The sequence below is a fragment of the Moraxella sp. ZY200743 genome (assembly GCF_050885545.1).
Lineage (GTDB): Bacteria > Pseudomonadota > Gammaproteobacteria > Pseudomonadales > Moraxellaceae > Moraxella > Moraxella haemolytica.
In genome coordinates this window covers 272,710-288,712 of sequence record NZ_CP091313.1, presented here as the reverse complement: position 1 = coordinate 288,712, position 16,003 = coordinate 272,710, and the positions used below count along the sequence as shown (strand labels likewise).

Here is a 16,003-nt window from a genome sequence, read left to right as displayed (position 1 = left end):
GCAATTTGTCAGATACGCCCCTACTGCATATCAAACAAACACGACAAAATGCCAAATACCAAGCGATATTTAGCCATTTCTTTGGTTAATCACAAATTAAGTCGTTTTGCATAGGGTATGTTTGTCCTTTTAGTTTGTGTTTTCTGCTTGACAAGAACAACTAACACAAAAGGTCAAATAATAAATTCTAACAAAAATAATCATAAAAAGCAAGCATAACATAAATAATTTGCATCAATTTGGGATAATCCAGCTAGGTAGCCAATCTAACAATCTGCAAATATATCAATCAAACAGTCGTTGTCTAAAATACTGCATATTTTACAATAAAAATTATTTTCAAGTATGACAAAACCACTTGCCATCAGATGAACCAAAGCAAGATAACGCATGATAGATTTGGTATATATACCAAACCTTGATTTAAAAGCAATAAAAAAGCCAAAATTGCAAATGCAAAATTGGCTTTTTTTAAATAATTTTAATCAGACCATTAAATCATCAATGGCAACTGATGACTAAAATTACTTAAGCTCAACGCTTGCGCCAGCTTCTTCAAGTTTCTTCTTAAGCTCTTCAGCTTCAGCTTTAGATGCACCTTCTTTGATAGTTTGTGGAGCACCTTCAACTAGGTCTTTAGCTTCTTTTAGACCTAGACCAGTTACTTCACGAACTACTTTAATAACAGCTACTTTCTTGTCGCCGCCAGAAGTTAGAACAACATTGAAGTCGTCTTTTTCTTCAGCTGCTGCTGCTTCGCCGCCAGCTGCTGGAGCTGCTGCTAGAGCTGCTGCAGACACGCCGAATTTTTCTTCCATCGCAGAGATAAGCTCAACGATTTCCATTACTGATTTTTCTGCGATTGCATCTAGAATTTGTTCGTTAGTTAGTGACATAGCAATTGTTCCTATGAAATAAGAGTATAAAATAAATTAAACGGATAATTTTTAAAATATTTGGAAAAATTAAGCCGCTTCTGCTTGCAGTTTGTCTCGAAGTGCAGCCAAAGTACGAGCAAGTTTGCCAGCTGCCGCTTCTTTCATTGTACCCATCAAACGAGCAATAGCTTCGTCGTAGGTTGGTAGTGTTGCAAGTTTATCGATTGATTTTGCATCAATAAATTCGCCTTCAAAAGCTGCGCCTTTGATTTCGAACTTGTCGTTGCCCTTTGCAAATTCTTTGAACAAGCGTGCTGCTGCACCTGGGTGTTCATTTGAAAATGCAATTAGAGTAGGACCAACGAATGTATCGTTCATGCAAGCAAAATCGGTATCTTCTAGGGCACGGCGTAATAAAGTATTACGCACGATACGCATATCAACACCTGCTGCACGAGCCGATTTACGAAGTTCGGTCATCTGTGCTACTGTTACGCCACGAGAATCGGCAACAACAGCAGAGAGCGCACCTTTGGCAGCTTCATTTACTTCAGCAACAATTGCTTGTTTGTCTTGAAGATTTAGTGCCATGGGTTGTCTCCATATTTATTATCCATGCGGATAATAAGCAAGTTTTATAGATTTAAAAAATCTACACCAAAATACGGCGACTTATCGTCTTTCCGTCTGCGTAGGCTTATGGTTTTATTCATAATTTAGGTAATTGCTTGAAAACAATCAATCACACCTACGGTCTTAGACAGCACAACCCGCTGTGCTGAACTAAAAATATGGCGTTGCTAATTTTGATAACGGGAAAACTAGCAACAAAATTGAGTATTATAAGCAAAACGCCGAAAAAATCAAGAATTATCTGACTAAGCGTCCGCCACAATTATCTCTTACTTGTTCGCACGGTGCGGTACTGGATCGATGGCGATGCCAGGACCCATGGTGCTAGACAAGGTAATTTTCTTAATATAAATACCTTTAGAGGTCGCTGGTTTGGCACGCTTTAAATCGTTCAATAAAGCAGTTGCGTTTTGTTCGATTTGCTCACCAGTAAAACCAACTTGACCGATAGAAGCATGGATAATACCTGCTTTATCAACACGGTATTGTGCCTGACCTGCTTTGGTGTTTTTAACCGCAGTAGCAACATCGGCAGTTACTGTGCCAACTTTTGGGTTTGGCATGAGACCGCGTGGACCAAGTACAGTACCCAATTGACCAACCACACGCATTGCGTCTGGAGATGCGATTACCACATCAAAGTCAAGGTTGCCAGCTTTAATGCTTTCTGCCAAGTCTTCAAAACCAACAACATCAGCACCAGCTTCTTTAGCAGCTTCAGCAGCCGCACCTTGAGCAAATACTGCAACACGCTTAGTTTTACCAGTACCTGCAGGTAGATTGGTAGCACCACGAACAACTTGGTCTGACTTACGAGGGTCAACACCTAGATTGATGGCGATATCAATAGACTCTTTGAATTTTGCTGCTGGCAAATCATTCAAAATCGCAACTGCTTCTTCGATGGTGTATAGTTTTTTAGTATCAACTTTCTCGTTGATTAGCTTTTGACGCTTAGTTAGCTTAGCCATTATACACCCTCCACATTTAGACCCATTGAGCGAGCAGTACCTGCAATAGTACGAATTGCCGCTTCAAGTTCAGCAGCGGTTAGGTCTGCCTCTTTGGTTTTTACGATTTCTTCTAGTTGTGCACGAGTTACTGTACCAACTTTGTCTTTGTTAGGTATACTAGAACCTTTAGCAATGCCAGCTGCTTTACGCAGTAGGACTGCCGCAGGTGGCGACTTCATGATGAAAGTGAAAGACTTGTCGTTAAAAACAGTGATAACAACTGGGATTGGCAAGCCTGGCTCAAAGTTTGCAGATGCTGCATTAAACTCTTTACAAAAAGCCATGATATTCACACCTTTTTGACCCAAAGCTGGACCAATCGGTGGTGATGGGTTTGCCTTACCAGCAGGCACTTGTAGCTTGATGTAGCCATCAATCTTCTTTGCCATGAGATTCTCTCCAATGGTGGGTAATAACGCTAAAATAGCTCCCCAGGGTTAAGAATTAAATCAATATTTAATTCAACGAAAAGCCCTAAGCAACGCCTAGAGCAAAAATTAAATTATATCAAAACTAATTAATCTTTTCAACTTTAGTGAACTCAAGCTCAACTTCCGTTGGGCGATTGAACACGCTGACAGTCAAATGTAATTTTGATTTATCGTAATCAACTTTTTTAACCAAGCCTTTAAAGTCGGTAAATGGACCATCAATCACCAGCACTTCTTCGCCAGGTTCAAACATGGTTTTTGGACGAGGGGCATCACTACCCTTTTGAATGCGGTTTAAGATACGGTCAGCTTCAGCTTTGGTAATAGGTGCTGGGTTTTCTGGAGTGCCTCCGATAAAACCTGTGATATTCGGACAGCTTCTAACGATATGCCAAGTATCTTCGGTCATCTCCATATTAATCAAGACATAACCAGGGAACAGTTTGTGCTCAACTGTGCGTTTTTTACCGTCACGCATCTCGATAACTTCTTCGGTTGGCACAAGCACATCACCAAAAGATTCAGCAAATTCACTGCGTTTGATACGCTCAATCAAAGACCTTTGTACTTGCTTTTCATAACCTGAAAATGCTTGGATAATATACCAACGCATCGCATCACCCTTGAATCAATTTAAAAATGAATTAATTTAAAATAAAACCAACAATTTTGTTAAAAACATTATCCAAAAGCCAAATGACTAGCCCAAAAATAATTATTGCCAAAACTGTCTGCCAAGTATAGCGAATGGTTTCGTCTTTACTTGGCCAAGTTACTCGTCTTAGCTCAATGCCTGCATCTTTTAGCAAGGTCTTAAAAGCTCTGCCTTGATGAGTAAGTGCTAAACACACAATAGCAAAAACAACCAAAACCACCGTAATTCCAAGCTGAATCCAAATGTCATTTGCATAAACCCAGTATCTTGGCAAATATTCAGGAGCAAGGGTTGCACCAATCAACACAACAATCGCTAAAAGCCAAAGAATGTAGTCTGTTCCCGAACGCTTTTTTGCAACTTCGACAACATTTTCTTTGGATATGATAATTGGTTTTTTTTGCTGGCCTGAGCTATTTGACGCCACAGTTTCAGCTTGTGAATCAAAATGTTTATTATCGCTCATGCAGAAGATTGCCTTGGAGTGACCAATTTTTTATGATTAAAAGAATGGTATGGAAAGATAAGATGGCAGGCGATGAGGGACTCGAACCCCCAACCCTCGGTTTTGGAGACCGATGCTCTACCAATTGAGCCAATCGCCTAAGGTGTTAAGGACTGCTATTATAGCAGGTTTTTTTAAAAATACAAGTCTTAATTATAATTTTTTACCACCCAACCAAAAACCCCCATCATCTCTGGCAGGGGTTTTGGGTTAAAGCTGATGCTTTGTTTTGGTTTGTGTTGGTTTGTTAAAGATTAGCCTTTAACATTAGCAACAACACCAGCACCTACAGTACGACCACCTTCACGGATAGCGAAGCGTAGACCTTTGTCCATAGCGATTGGGTGGATAAGCTCGACACTCATCTCAACGTTGTCGCCAGGCATAACCATTTCAGTACCTTCTTGTAGAGTGATGGCACCAGTTACGTCAGTAGTACGGAAGTAGAATTGTGGGCGATAGCCATTTAGGAATGGCGTGTGACGACCACCTTCTTCTTTTGATAGTACGTATACTTCTGCGTCAAATTGAGTGTGCGGAGTGATTGAACCTGGCTTAGCAAGTACTTGACCACGCTGAACTTCTTCACGCTTAGTACCACGAAGTAGTACACCACAGTTCTCGCCAGCACGACCTTCGTCTAGTAGCTTACGGAACATTTCAACACCAGTACAGGTAGTCTTAGCAGTGTCTTTGATACCAACGATTTCAACTTCATCACCAACTTTGATGATACCAGACTCAACACGACCAGTTACAACAGTACCACGACCAGAGATTGAGAATACATCTTCGATTGGCATTAGGAATGGACGATCGATGTCACGCTCTGGCTCTGGGATATAGCTGTCTAGAGTGTCTAGTAGCTCAAGGATAGCTGGTTCGCCATATTGACCTTGATCACCGTTTAGACCTAGTAGTGCAGAACCTTTGATGATTGGTGTGTCATCACCTGGGAAGTCGTAGTCAGATAGAAGTTCACGCACTTCCATTTCTACTAGCTCTAGTAGCTCTTCGTCATCAACAAGGTCACACTTGTTCATGAATACCATGATGTATGGTACGCCAACCTGACGAGATAGTAGGATGTGCTCACGAGTTTGTGGCATTGGGCCGTCAGTTGCAGCAACAACCAAGATGGCACCGTCCATTTGAGCTGCACCAGTGATCATGTTTTTAACATAGTCAGCGTGACCTGGGCAGTCTACGTGTGCGTAGTGACGAGCTTGAGTGTCGTATTCAATGTGAGAAGTGTTAATGGTAATGCCACGTGCTTTTTCTTCAGGAGCTGAGTCAATAGCAGCGTAGTCTTTAGCTTCACCACCGTGGTGCTTAGCAGCAACAGTAGCGATAGCAGCAGTTAGTGTGGTTTTACCGTGGTCAACGTGACCGATGGTGCCTACATTTACGTGTGGTTTGTTACGTTCGAACTTGGCTTTGGCCATAAGTATATCCTCATGTTGTTTAAAAAATAAAATAATGATTGCCCATTATTCTATCGAGCCATCTAGCAAATTATTTGCTATATCTCTTCTATTATAACACACAACCAAGTGTTTGCAACCATCAAACAGGTTTTACATGGCTTTTCTTCGCATGGCGTGGCTCACAAAAATCACCATCACCCAATCTGTATATCAGTCAGCAACAGCAAAGATGCCCCATAAAACCCCCACATCATCATTTCTCACAAGCAATCAGTACACCTACTAAATAAAACATCATCACCAATAAACAGTCAAGCCAAATATCAATTTAACATCCTTTGTGCATTCAGAAGTTAGTCAATATTTGCTGTTTTTGGTTGTCATCATTGCGTGCTTTGATAGCCATTTTGTTGCACATATACACCCATTTGGTGCAAAACTACAGGAGAACTGTTCTAAAGTCATAGAATAAGATGGGCATACAGCCAACATACACTTAGTATAATCGCCATCAAAAGACAAACCCAACACCAATAAGCGGTATTGCTTTATTGTAGGCTTTCATCTGCATGAATGACGGTTCTTGTCTCACCAATAATTACCATCATTTGCCAAAATTTGCCTCTGGCATAAAGTTGGCAATATGGATTTTTTAAATACAAAAAAATCCATATTCTAGCTAAGAATACAGAAAATAAAAATCTAAATGACAAGTAAATCTAACGGACAAACTTATTAAAAAGCTAATAAAAATGGAGCTCTTATCGAGAATTGAACTCGAGACCTCTCCCTTACCAAGGGAGTGCTCTACCGCTGAGCTATAAGAGCAAAATGGAGCGGGTGGCGGGAATCGAACCCGCACCATCAGCTTGGAAGGCTGAGGTTCTACCACTAAACTACACCCGCAGGGCAGCAAATATAAGGTAGGATAAATATGGTGGTGGGGGAAGGATTCGAACCTTCGAAGCTTTCGCGACAGAGTTACAGTCTGTTGGGTTTGACCGCTCCCCAACCCCACCAATTTGGTACAGATATATCTTTTAATAGTCATTTAAAAGATTAAGCCCAACAACAGGGCTATATCTGAAAGATTTCTTAGGAGTGGTGCCGGCTGCCGGAATCGAACTGGCGACCTACTGATTACAAGTCAGTTGCTCTACCAACTGAGCTAAGCCGGCGGTGTTTCCTAAGTGGTGCGTATAATAACATAAATTTCATATTGTGCAAGTTATTTTTTTATTAATTTTAAAATAATTTTATAAGCTATTGTTTTTTATTGATTTATTTTATCAAAGATTCTTAATATCCAAATCATGTTTCAATGTCAGGTATTTCACTGCCACCGCCATATCTGTATTTTTTATGGGTAATCGTCCCATTTTAATAATGATAAGGTTGTCATCAATTAATTTTTAATTTAAAGAACAAATCTTATTATTACGGACACAACCTGTCCATCATATGATTTATTCTATACAAAGAATCAGTTCAAGCCCTACCCTAGGGTCAACATTGAGAGCTTGGCAATATTGAACAAATTCAACCATATCCAGACGACGATCGCCATTCTCTACCCGTTGGACGAAGGAGTGAGGACGACCCAATCGTTGAGCAAGTGTACGCATGGATAGGTTTTGAGCTTTGCGTTCATGATACAACCATGTTCGCAGACTCATCATTTGAGCGGTGTGAATACTTTTAGTCATAGCCGACTTATTTACATCATATTGCATGATTTACTCAAAATGAGTACAATTTTTTCATGCAATTATTGGCGTTTTGCTATATATTAACAAGGCAACAAACGATTATAAAACACATGAGCAATAAACACGAACGATTGGCAGACAGATTTGCCGATATTTTTATCCGTCTAAACAGCAACGAGAAGCTAAGCACTAAAGCGATAGCGAAAGAATACGATGTTTGTGATAAGACCATTCGCCGTGATTTGAATCGCATGGAATGTTACCTACCTCTTGTGCGTGAGCGAGGGGTCGTTTATCTGGATAATACACGACGGTTTAATTTAACTCACAAAGAATTTAGCGAGCTTTTAAAACTCATCGGTGTTCACAACCTGCTACCAAATATGGATATTGGGTTTTTAAGAGAACTGATTCGGCAGAATTCAGACAGCCCATATCACATTCATCATCATTCCTATGAAAACAGTCAAACGCTCAATGAAATGATGAAACAGCTAGATCATGCCATTATCCATCGCCAAATCATCCACTGTCATTATGACAACAAAGAACGCAGTATCCATCCCTATAAACTGATTTTTAAAGAAGGGTACTGGTACTTAGTAGGCATGGAAAATGAAAAATTAAAAAGCTATCGATTGGGCAAAATTCACAGTTTAAGTATCAGCGCAGACCACTTTGTCAAGCATGGCAACATTGAAGCAATTATTAGAAGCGATGCTAGTATTTGGCTTGGGCAACAAGAAATAACCGTTCTGATCAATGTTAGTCAAAAGGTCATATCCTATTTTCAGCAAAGGCAAATTTTACCCAAACAATCCATCATCTCTGAGCAAGCCGGTGGCAACTGGCTCGTACAAAGCACCGTTTGGCATTATGACGAATGATCGCCCATTATACGATGTTGGATACCGCATTTGACCATTATCGAGCCAAAAGAATGGCAAGATAGGCTTGAGAGTGAATTAAGGTCATATTTAAATTAAATTTATTTTAAACCCGCTGATTATCAGCATTTTTTAAGGAGACGAACCATGCCATTACCACTTATTCTAGGCGGTCTTGCTGCGGCAAGTACTATTTATGGTGCTAAAAAAGCCTAAGACGGCTATCAAGACAAAAACACCGCGATGAGATTCTTGAGCGTGCCAAAGATCAATATGAGTCTAAGAAAGCCCAACTAGAAAAAGCCGATAAGCGTGCTAAAAAAAGATTGGACGATCTAGGTGAGCTTTACTTGAAAATTGGGCAGGACATACATCAGTCTCAAGAAATTGCAGATGAGCTATTGGGTAAAATCAACAGCAATAAGAAGCAACCCTTGACTATTGATCTTCCAGAGTTAGAATTACAAAAAATTGAAGCCATCTCTATGAACGCCATTGCTTATGCAGGCAAACTTGTTGGCGGTGTAGCAGGTGGTAGTGCAGTAGCTTACGCTGTTTATGGTGGCACCATGGCATTGGCAGCAGCTTCTACAGGCACACCGATAGCCGCTCTATCAGGTGTAGTAGCTTACAATGCAACCATGGCAGCCATTGGTGGTGGTTCATTGGCAGCAGGTGGCTTAGGTATAACTGGAGGCCCTATGATTCTAAGTGGCGTGGTTGCAGCACCTGTGATTGCCATAACAGGTTGGGCTTTTGCCTCCCATGCCGAAGACGCTCTAGAAAAAGCAAGGTCAATCAGACAGGAAGTAAGAGACTACACCCAACAAGTAAATAAATCATGTGCTTATTTAAAAAATTTGACTAGCTATGTCGAAGTTATCACCAAAAATGTTGATGACATTTATGGAGAGTTTATATATTACTTAGATGATTTAAAAGCCGTAGCAGAACTCGTGAAAACCGACAGGCTTGACATCATTGAACAAGACAAGGCTATTCATCGAGAAATTGAAAATGGTTATACCCTTGCTAGCATACTAGCAGATGTCATGACCATACCCATATTTAAAATCAAAACAAGCGATGGCGAGATCATCTATAATGAAAACGGCTCGCCTGTATTACAACAAGAAGATGGGTTCAATGTCCTAAATGATGAGCAAATGCAAGAGGTTATGGATGAAGCAGTCATAGCCAGTAAGCAATACGCATCATAAAAAATACTCAATCTCTATCATCCATCAGTCATTTTGGATACATTTAAAATGACTGATGGCACCTTAATTTGGCAGGTAGCAATGATAACAACAGAAAAGTTTGATTGGACAGGCGAGCTGAACAGGACTGTTACTCATAGCCTTGTAACCACTTTTGGCTTGGATTTTTTACTATTTGAAGATAAAAAAGGCGGTGATGTAGATACCATTCACAATGCCCGTCAAGGCATATGGGCAACTGATGAAGCTCGGTCTACCTATGAAAATCGGGGAGACTATGATGCTCATGCTTATCATTCACATAAAAATTATATCAACAAAGGCAGAGAAGATAAGCAAAAACATCAATTAGGTGAATTGCATGATGCCTATCGCAATACAACAATGAAACAAGGTGAGAAGCGTCATCTTGACCATATTATATCTGCCAAAGAAGTTCATGATGACGCAGGCAGAGTTTTGGCAGGTCTAGATGGTCCAGATCTTGCCAATCAAAATAGCAATTTTCAGTCCACATATGACAAAATTAATATTACCAAAAGCCAACATTCTATTGAAAAATATTTGAATGAAACTCTCCCTAAAACCATCAAGAATTGCGAGCAAAAAAATCCAAGATAACAAAAAAAATTGGCTAGCCTACCACCGGATGCTCATGGTCAGGAGGTCTTAGATTTAAAACAAGAAATACGCAAGAATGAAGAACATCTCAAAGCCCTAAAAAGTGTTGATAAAAACGCAATAATGGAGGCTGATAAACAAGCACGCCGTGTATATAATAAAGATATTAATAAGGCTTATTATACCAGTAGCAAATTTCTTAAAAATGCAGGGCAAACCGCCATTAGCCAAGGATTTCGCATGGGGGCAAGGCAGGCTATAGGACTAATACTGGCAGAAATTTGGTTTGAATTACGAAAAGCTATACCAGATATTTTAAAGAAATGCTAAACAGATTTCAGCCTTGAGATGCTTTGGGGTAAATTAAAGAGTGCCTTGAAGAGTATTTTCAACAGAGTCAAATTAAGATTTCAAGATGTATTGAATGCCTTTAAAGATAATTTTATTGCTGGCATCCTAAATAGCATCACCAAAACTGTTTTAAATATTTTTTCAACCAGTACAAAACTGGTGGGAAAGCTCATTCGTGAATCTTTTAGCAACTTAGTACAGATCGTCAAACTTTTGGTGTTGAACCCTCAACGGTTAACATTTGGCGATTTGGAGAGAGATTACCCAACTTATCCTTGCAAGCATTGCTACCATACTAGGCGTTATGCTTCATCAGAAATTGGCAACAATCTTAACCTTCCCTTTTGGCACAGAGGTTGCCGCTTTTATTAGTGCGTTATTCACAGGTCTTTTAATGATGGGTATTCGTTACTTGATTTATCACAGCCCCATCATGCAGAAAGTGTGGCAATATTTAAATGGTTTCAAAAATAAATACGATGCCTTTTTGGATCATATGAAAGAAATCAATGCCAAACTAAACATCTATGTTGCCAATCTTGCTAAAATAGAGTTCAATCTCAACCCTCAGGAACTAAAAGATCTATCCAATGCTCTTAGCTACGCTAGCAATGAAACTGAAAAAGGGCAAATCTTGCAAGCCGAAGTAGATAGGCGTGGCATAGACCTACCCTATAAAATGGGAGATAGTGCCAGTACCATGTCATGGCTACACAACAAAGCTAAAAAATTACATGGATAATCTTACGCCTTTTCCATGCACTTCCTGTGGCAAATGCTGTCGCCATGTCAATTTAAGTGAGCATACCGCTTATTTGAATCGTGGCGATGGTGCTTGTCGGCATTTTGATGATGGCACCAATTTATGTTTAATTTACGACGATCGCCCGCTTATTTGTCAGGTAGAAAATTATTATAAAGAACATTTAGCCAAACACATCGCTTGGGACGACTTTGTTCAGCCAAATTTACAAATCTGTGAAAAATTATAATTAAACCGCAAGCCCACCACACGCCATCTCAACCGCTTTGACGATGGCTAGGGCTTTTTTGTTGGTTTCGTCCCACTCAGCCGCAGGGTTGGAGTCAGCGACCACCCCTGCCCCTGCTTGAATATGGACTTGACCGTCTTTTAGTACAGCAGTACGAATGGCAATGGCAGTATCCATGTTGCCAGACCAACCCAAATAACCGACCGAACCACCAAATACACTACGGCGAACAGGCTCAACCTCATCTATGATTTGCATGGCACGAATCTTGGGAGCCCCTGAGAGCGTACCGGCAGGAAAGGTAGCACAGAACACATCTAACGCATCTTTATCCGCCGATACCACGCCCTCAACATTGCTGGCGATGTGCATGACTTGCGAATAGCGTTCAATGAACATTTTATCTGTAACTTTTACCGTACCGATGTCGCACACTCGCCCAATGTCATTACGCCCCAAGTCAATGAGCATCAAGTGTTCAGCAATCTCTTTTTGGTCAGCTAAAAGCTCTGCTTCCAACGCCAAATCTTCCGCCAAATCCACGCCACGCCGACGAGTACCCGCAAGCGGTCTTACTGTTACTTTGCGTTCATCACCCACTGTCTCAATGCGAGACAAAATCTCAGGCGATGCACCCACAATGGCAAATGACTCATCACCAGAAGTCTGAGCCTCAATTAAAAATAAATAAGGCGATGGATTTAGATAACGCAAAGCTCGATACACCGCCAATGGGTCGCCATCAAACTCACCTGACAAACGCTGAGCGGGTACAACCTGCATGACATCGCCTGCCTTGATGTATTCTTTGATGCGATCCACATCGGTACAGAATTTATTTTGCCCAGTTTGTGAAATAAAGTGTGGCAACGGTTGTTTTTTTACCGACAAATCAGGTTTATGCGAAAGCAAGTTTTCAATGACATCTAGGTGTCTTAGTGCTTTTTTGTAGCCATCTTTGGCTTTGGCGTCGGCGTAAACAACGATGGATAAAGTATGCTCTAGATTATCAAAAACCACCACCGATGATGATAAAGTCAACCACATATCAGGCAACTGCAAGGGATTTGGGGCGTGAGACGCTCCTACAGACGGCTCAATCACTCGTATCATATCATAACCAAAATAGCCCACAAGCCCTCCGCTGAATGCAGGTAATTCGGGCAGTTCGTTTTGGCTTGGTGTTTGGTAATTTGCCATAAATTGACGAATAAAATCAAAAGGATTTTCATCGTAGGTACTAACAGTATCAGCACGAGTGTCTTTTAATACCACCTTATCATCAAGGTATTCAATGATAATATCTGAGCCCAATCCAATCATCGAATATCTTGCCCAGCGTTCACCGCCCACCACCGACTCAAACAAATACGCTGATGTAAAAAATTTACGCAAATTAGCGAAGACTGACACAGGGGTTGCATCATCCATCAGGCGTTTTTTGACAAGGGGAATGTGCGTATAGCCCTGCTCTGCTAAGCAATCAAACTTGTGTTGGCTAATCATGATAAGTCCTTGAATGAATTTTTGTTGTTAATCGTGCATCATGGCGGTGTTTGATGGCTATTTTATCATAAATCTACTAAGGTTGCGATTTGAAAATAAAAAAGCCCTATTGGCAAATAAGGCTTTTTATGGCTATTTCATCAAATCTTTCTCAATGGTCTTGCATTCCACCAACCATCAATCTAGCCCATCAATGAGCCTCGTCCCAATTTTGCCCCACACCAATCTCCACCACAAGTGGTACGGCAAAATCCACCACCCAACCCAACTTTTGGGCGGTGTCGGTTAGCACATTTTGCATGGCAGTTTTAATCAGCTCTCCAATCTCATCTACCTTATCACTATCCACCTCAAAGACAAGCTCATCGTGGACTTGGAGTAGCAGTTTGGCATGGTCTTTGGGTAGAGTCTGATTGACCGCAATCATCGCAAGTTTGATGATTTCGGCAGCGCTGCCTTGCAAGGGGGCGTTAATACTGGCTCTCTGTGCCCCTTGTCTTATCATTGCATTAGATGAGTTGATATCAGGGGTGTAGAGTTTACGACCCAAGATTGTGGTAACATAGCCCATCTCTTTGGCATGATTTTTTGTGTTGTCCATATAGTCATTAATCGCAGGATATCTGGCAAAGTAGCGTTGGATATAATCTTTAGCCACATCATTGGTTACGCCAAGCTGTTTGGCAAGCCCAAACACACCCATGCCATACAGTAGCCCAAAATTCACCGCCTTAGCCGAACGCCTCTCAATGGATGTAACCTCATCTAGATTTTTACCCATAATCTCAGCAGCGGTGGCAGTGTGAATGTCTAAATTATTATTAAAAGCACTAATCAGACTCTCATCGCCACTAAAATGAGCCATAAGCCTAAGCTCAATTTGTGAATAATCCGCCGCCAGTATCACACACCCCTTTGGTGCAACAAAGGCCTTACGAATCTGCCGACCTGTCTCCGTACGAATGGGGATATTTTGTAAATTAGGATCTGATGATGACAACCGCCCTGTACTCGTCAAAGCCTGATGATAACTGGTATGCACTCGCCCACTCTCATCGCAAGCCTTGATGAGTGCATCTGTATAGGTGCTTTTGAGTTTGGACAAGCTTCTATGTTCTAGCACAATCTCTACAAGTGGATGATCTATCTTGGCAAGGGTCGCCTCTGAAGTAGAATATTGCCCTGTTTTGGTTTTTTTACCACCTGATATGCCCAATTTACCAAACAAAATTTCTCCAAGCTGTTTTGGACTGGCAAGGTTAAAAGCCTCCCCTGCCAACTCATGGGCTTTTTGCTCCAAGCCATAAATTTGATTATCAAATGTCAATGACAACTGATTTAAAAATTCAGGCTTAATTAAAATGCCGTCATATTCCATTTGGGCAAGTATTTGGGCGGTGGGAATTTCTAATTTTTCAAGCAAATCTTTGGCATTTTTATCTTGCTGTAGATATTCATCAAACACACTAAATAAACGATAAGTAATGTCCGCATCTTCACAAGCATAGTCGCTTGCTTTGTCCAGTGCTACCTTATCAAAACTAATCTGTTTTGCCCCCTTGCCTGCCACCTCCTCAAAAGTGGTGGTATTTACACCCAGATAATGACTTGCCAAATCATCCATGTTGTGCCGAGTGGCGACACTGTTAATCACATAGCTGGCCAACATGGTATCCATCTGCCAGTTAATAATCTCAATGCCGTATTTTTTTAAGATGTGGCTGTCGTACTTGATGTGCTGACCGATTTTACCAATCTTAGGGTCTTGTAAAATAGGCTTTAGCTCATTTAGCACAAATGCTATGTCTAATTGACTGTCTATCAAAATATCAAAATCACCCGTATGCCCCACAGGGATATAATAACCTTCATAATTGGCGGTGGCAATGCTAATGCCAACCAACTTCGCCTTTTGCCAGTTAATGTCGGTGGTTTCGGTATCAATGGCAAAATAAGGACTGGATTTTAATTGACCAATCAAGACATTAAAATCATCAAGAGTAGTAATGGTGCGATACCCACCATCTTTGATGGGCAAAGGCTTAACGCCCAGTCCATCTGACAAATCACGGATTAATGCGTCATCATTTGATTGATGATTGCCAAAATCATTATCGGTGCTGACCAGTACATCTTTCTTGACAGATTCATCAGCCAATCTTAATAACGCCGCTTGCTCTGCCATTTCTTTTTTAAATTCTAGCTCATTGAATAATTGGTACAGTGCTTTGGCTCGTTCTAAGCTGGCACTTTGGCTATCGTCCAACTTTAATTCATCAAACGACATAGGCAACTTTAAATTAGTAACAATCGTAGCAAGCGTACGATTTAGGGGAATGTCGTCTTGATGTTCGGCAATGTTCTTGCCAACCACGCCTTTAATGTTTGCCAAATTCGCCAAAATACCATCAATATCACCATAATCGGTAAGTAGCTTACTGGCGGTTTTTGCCCCAACTTTAGGAATGCCTGCAATACCATCTGAGGCATCGCCCATGAGTGTTAGATAGTCGGCGATTTGGGTGTTGTGTACACCGAACTTATCAAGCACGCCTGCCACATCGGTGATTTTATCCTTAAAACTATCCTCCAAAATCACGCAATCGTTCACAAGCTGTGCCATGTCCTTATCACCTGTGGAGATAATCACAGGATAGCCGTTCTGACAAGCGGTGTGGGCAAGCGTACCGATGATGTCATCTGCCTCAAAACCATCAATTTTGATGAGCGGTATGCCCAATTTTTCAATCATCTGATGAACATAAGGAATCTGCACTCGCAAGTCGTCATCCATTGGCGGACGGTGAGCTTTATAGGCTTGCGACAACTCATGACGAAAGGTAGGTGCTTTGGTATCAAAGGCGACCGCCATGTGAGTAGGATGATATCTTTTGATGAGTTTGCCTAAAGCATTTAGGACGCCACGAATGGCATTGGTGGGCAAGCCGTTTTTGTTGGCAAGCGGTGGCAAACCATGAAAGCAACGAAACAGGTAATACGAGCCATCCACCAACACCACAGGGGGACGGTTTTTGTCAATGTTTGTGGTGTCAAAGGTGGCAAGATTTGGAATGGTGGTGTAGGTCATGGGTATTAAACATAGGAAAAATTTATTCTATTATACCCAAAATTTCTACCGTGATGGTAACTTTTGATAAGCTAACAGTAAACACAA

16 protein-coding genes and 5 tRNA genes are annotated in these 16,003 nt (G+C 41.0%); 6 read left to right on the top strand and 15 right to left on the bottom strand.

Annotation, left to right across the window (positions count from 1 at the left end; genetic code table 11):
* Positions 1–524: 524 nt before the first annotated feature.
* The 13 genes from rplL to L3D27_RS01260 form a co-directional block, all read right to left on the bottom strand.
* The gene (rplL, locus tag L3D27_RS01320) at positions 525–896 is read right to left on the bottom strand and encodes a 50S ribosomal protein L7/L12 (protein ID WP_284673903.1); all 372 of its coding nucleotides are present in this window, start codon (positions 894–896) and stop codon (positions 525–527) included.
* A gap of 69 nt (positions 897–965) precedes the next feature.
* A complete protein-coding gene (gene rplJ / locus L3D27_RS01315) occupies positions 966–1,469 on the bottom strand; it encodes a 50S ribosomal protein L10 (RefSeq protein ID WP_373627928.1) in 504 nt (167 codons plus the stop codon).
* A 311-nt stretch (positions 1,470–1,780) separates the two neighbouring features.
* Positions 1,781–2,482, bottom strand: coding sequence for a 50S ribosomal protein L1 (rplA, locus tag L3D27_RS01310; protein WP_284673901.1), 702 nt, complete (start codon positions 2,480–2,482; stop codon positions 1,781–1,783).
* Entirely contained in the window at positions 2,482–2,913 is a 432-nt protein-coding gene (gene rplK / locus L3D27_RS01305) for a 50S ribosomal protein L11 (protein ID WP_432481355.1), read from the bottom strand. The genes rplA and rplK overlap by 1 nt, the downstream gene beginning before the upstream one ends.
* A 124-nt stretch (positions 2,914–3,037) precedes the next feature.
* Positions 3,038–3,568 carry a transcription termination/antitermination protein NusG gene (gene nusG / locus L3D27_RS01300; protein ID WP_432481354.1) on the bottom strand — a complete coding sequence of 177 codons (531 nt, stop codon included), beginning with the start codon at positions 3,566–3,568 and terminating at the stop codon, positions 3,038–3,040.
* A gap of 31 nt (positions 3,569–3,599) precedes the next feature.
* A complete protein-coding gene (gene secE, locus L3D27_RS01295) occupies positions 3,600–4,076 on the bottom strand; it encodes a preprotein translocase subunit SecE (RefSeq protein ID WP_284673898.1) in 477 nt (158 codons plus the stop codon).
* Between the two features lie 63 nt (positions 4,077–4,139).
* A tRNA-Trp gene (locus tag L3D27_RS01290) sits at positions 4,140–4,215 on the bottom strand.
* Positions 4,216–4,369: 154 nt separating this feature from the next.
* Positions 4,370–5,560 carry an elongation factor Tu gene (tuf, locus tag L3D27_RS01285; RefSeq protein WP_284673437.1) on the bottom strand — a complete coding sequence of 397 codons (1,191 nt, stop codon included), beginning with the start codon at positions 5,558–5,560 and terminating at the stop codon, positions 4,370–4,372.
* 735 nt (positions 5,561–6,295) lie between these two features.
* Positions 6,296–6,370, bottom strand: a tRNA-Thr gene (locus L3D27_RS01280).
* 4 nt (positions 6,371–6,374) lie between these two features.
* Positions 6,375–6,448, bottom strand: a tRNA-Gly gene (locus L3D27_RS01275).
* A gap of 29 nt (positions 6,449–6,477) precedes the next feature.
* Positions 6,478–6,561, bottom strand: a tRNA-Tyr gene (locus tag L3D27_RS01270).
* Positions 6,562–6,644: 83 nt separating this feature from the next.
* Positions 6,645–6,720 (bottom strand) — tRNA-Thr (locus L3D27_RS01265).
* Positions 6,721–7,008: 288 nt separating this feature from the next.
* Entirely contained in the window at positions 7,009–7,248 is a 240-nt protein-coding gene (locus L3D27_RS01260) for a helix-turn-helix domain-containing protein (RefSeq protein WP_432481846.1), read from the bottom strand.
* Between the two features lie 113 nt (positions 7,249–7,361).
* On the opposite strand from L3D27_RS01260, the gene L3D27_RS01255 reads away from it, so the two are divergent.
* From L3D27_RS01255 to L3D27_RS01230, 6 genes are all read left to right on the top strand, one after another.
* On the top strand, positions 7,362–8,138 hold the full coding sequence (locus L3D27_RS01255; RefSeq protein ID WP_432481353.1) for a helix-turn-helix transcriptional regulator: 777 nt from the start codon (positions 7,362–7,364) through the stop codon (positions 8,136–8,138).
* A gap of 350 nt (positions 8,139–8,488) precedes the next feature.
* Positions 8,489–9,358, top strand: coding sequence for a chemotaxis protein (locus L3D27_RS01250; protein ID WP_432481352.1), 870 nt, complete (start codon positions 8,489–8,491; stop codon positions 9,356–9,358).
* A 48-nt stretch (positions 9,359–9,406) separates the two neighbouring features.
* Entirely contained in the window at positions 9,407–9,979 is a 573-nt protein-coding gene (locus L3D27_RS01245; RefSeq protein WP_432481351.1) for a hypothetical protein, read from the top strand.
* Positions 9,980–9,988: 9 nt separating this feature from the next.
* Entirely contained in the window at positions 9,989–10,309 is a 321-nt protein-coding gene (locus L3D27_RS01240; RefSeq protein WP_373628716.1) for a hypothetical protein, read from the top strand.
* Between the two features lie 262 nt (positions 10,310–10,571).
* Positions 10,572–11,072, top strand: coding sequence for a hypothetical protein (locus L3D27_RS01235; RefSeq protein ID WP_284673893.1), 501 nt, complete (start codon positions 10,572–10,574; stop codon positions 11,070–11,072).
* Positions 11,065–11,322, top strand: a complete 258-nt coding sequence (locus L3D27_RS01230; RefSeq protein ID WP_432481350.1) for a YkgJ family cysteine cluster protein — start codon at positions 11,065–11,067, stop codon at positions 11,320–11,322. Before L3D27_RS01235 ends, L3D27_RS01230 begins: the two co-directional genes overlap by 8 nt.
* On the opposite strand, the gene L3D27_RS01225 is transcribed toward L3D27_RS01230, so the two are convergent.
* Positions 11,323–12,828: an anthranilate synthase component I family protein gene (locus tag L3D27_RS01225; protein ID WP_284673891.1), complete on the bottom strand. Its 1,506-nt coding sequence runs from the start codon at positions 12,826–12,828 to the stop codon at positions 11,323–11,325.
* A gap of 190 nt (positions 12,829–13,018) precedes the next feature.
* A complete protein-coding gene (gene polA / locus L3D27_RS01220; RefSeq protein ID WP_432481349.1) occupies positions 13,019–15,916 on the bottom strand; it encodes a DNA polymerase I in 2,898 nt (965 codons plus the stop codon).
* Positions 15,917–16,003 lie beyond the last annotated feature (87 nt).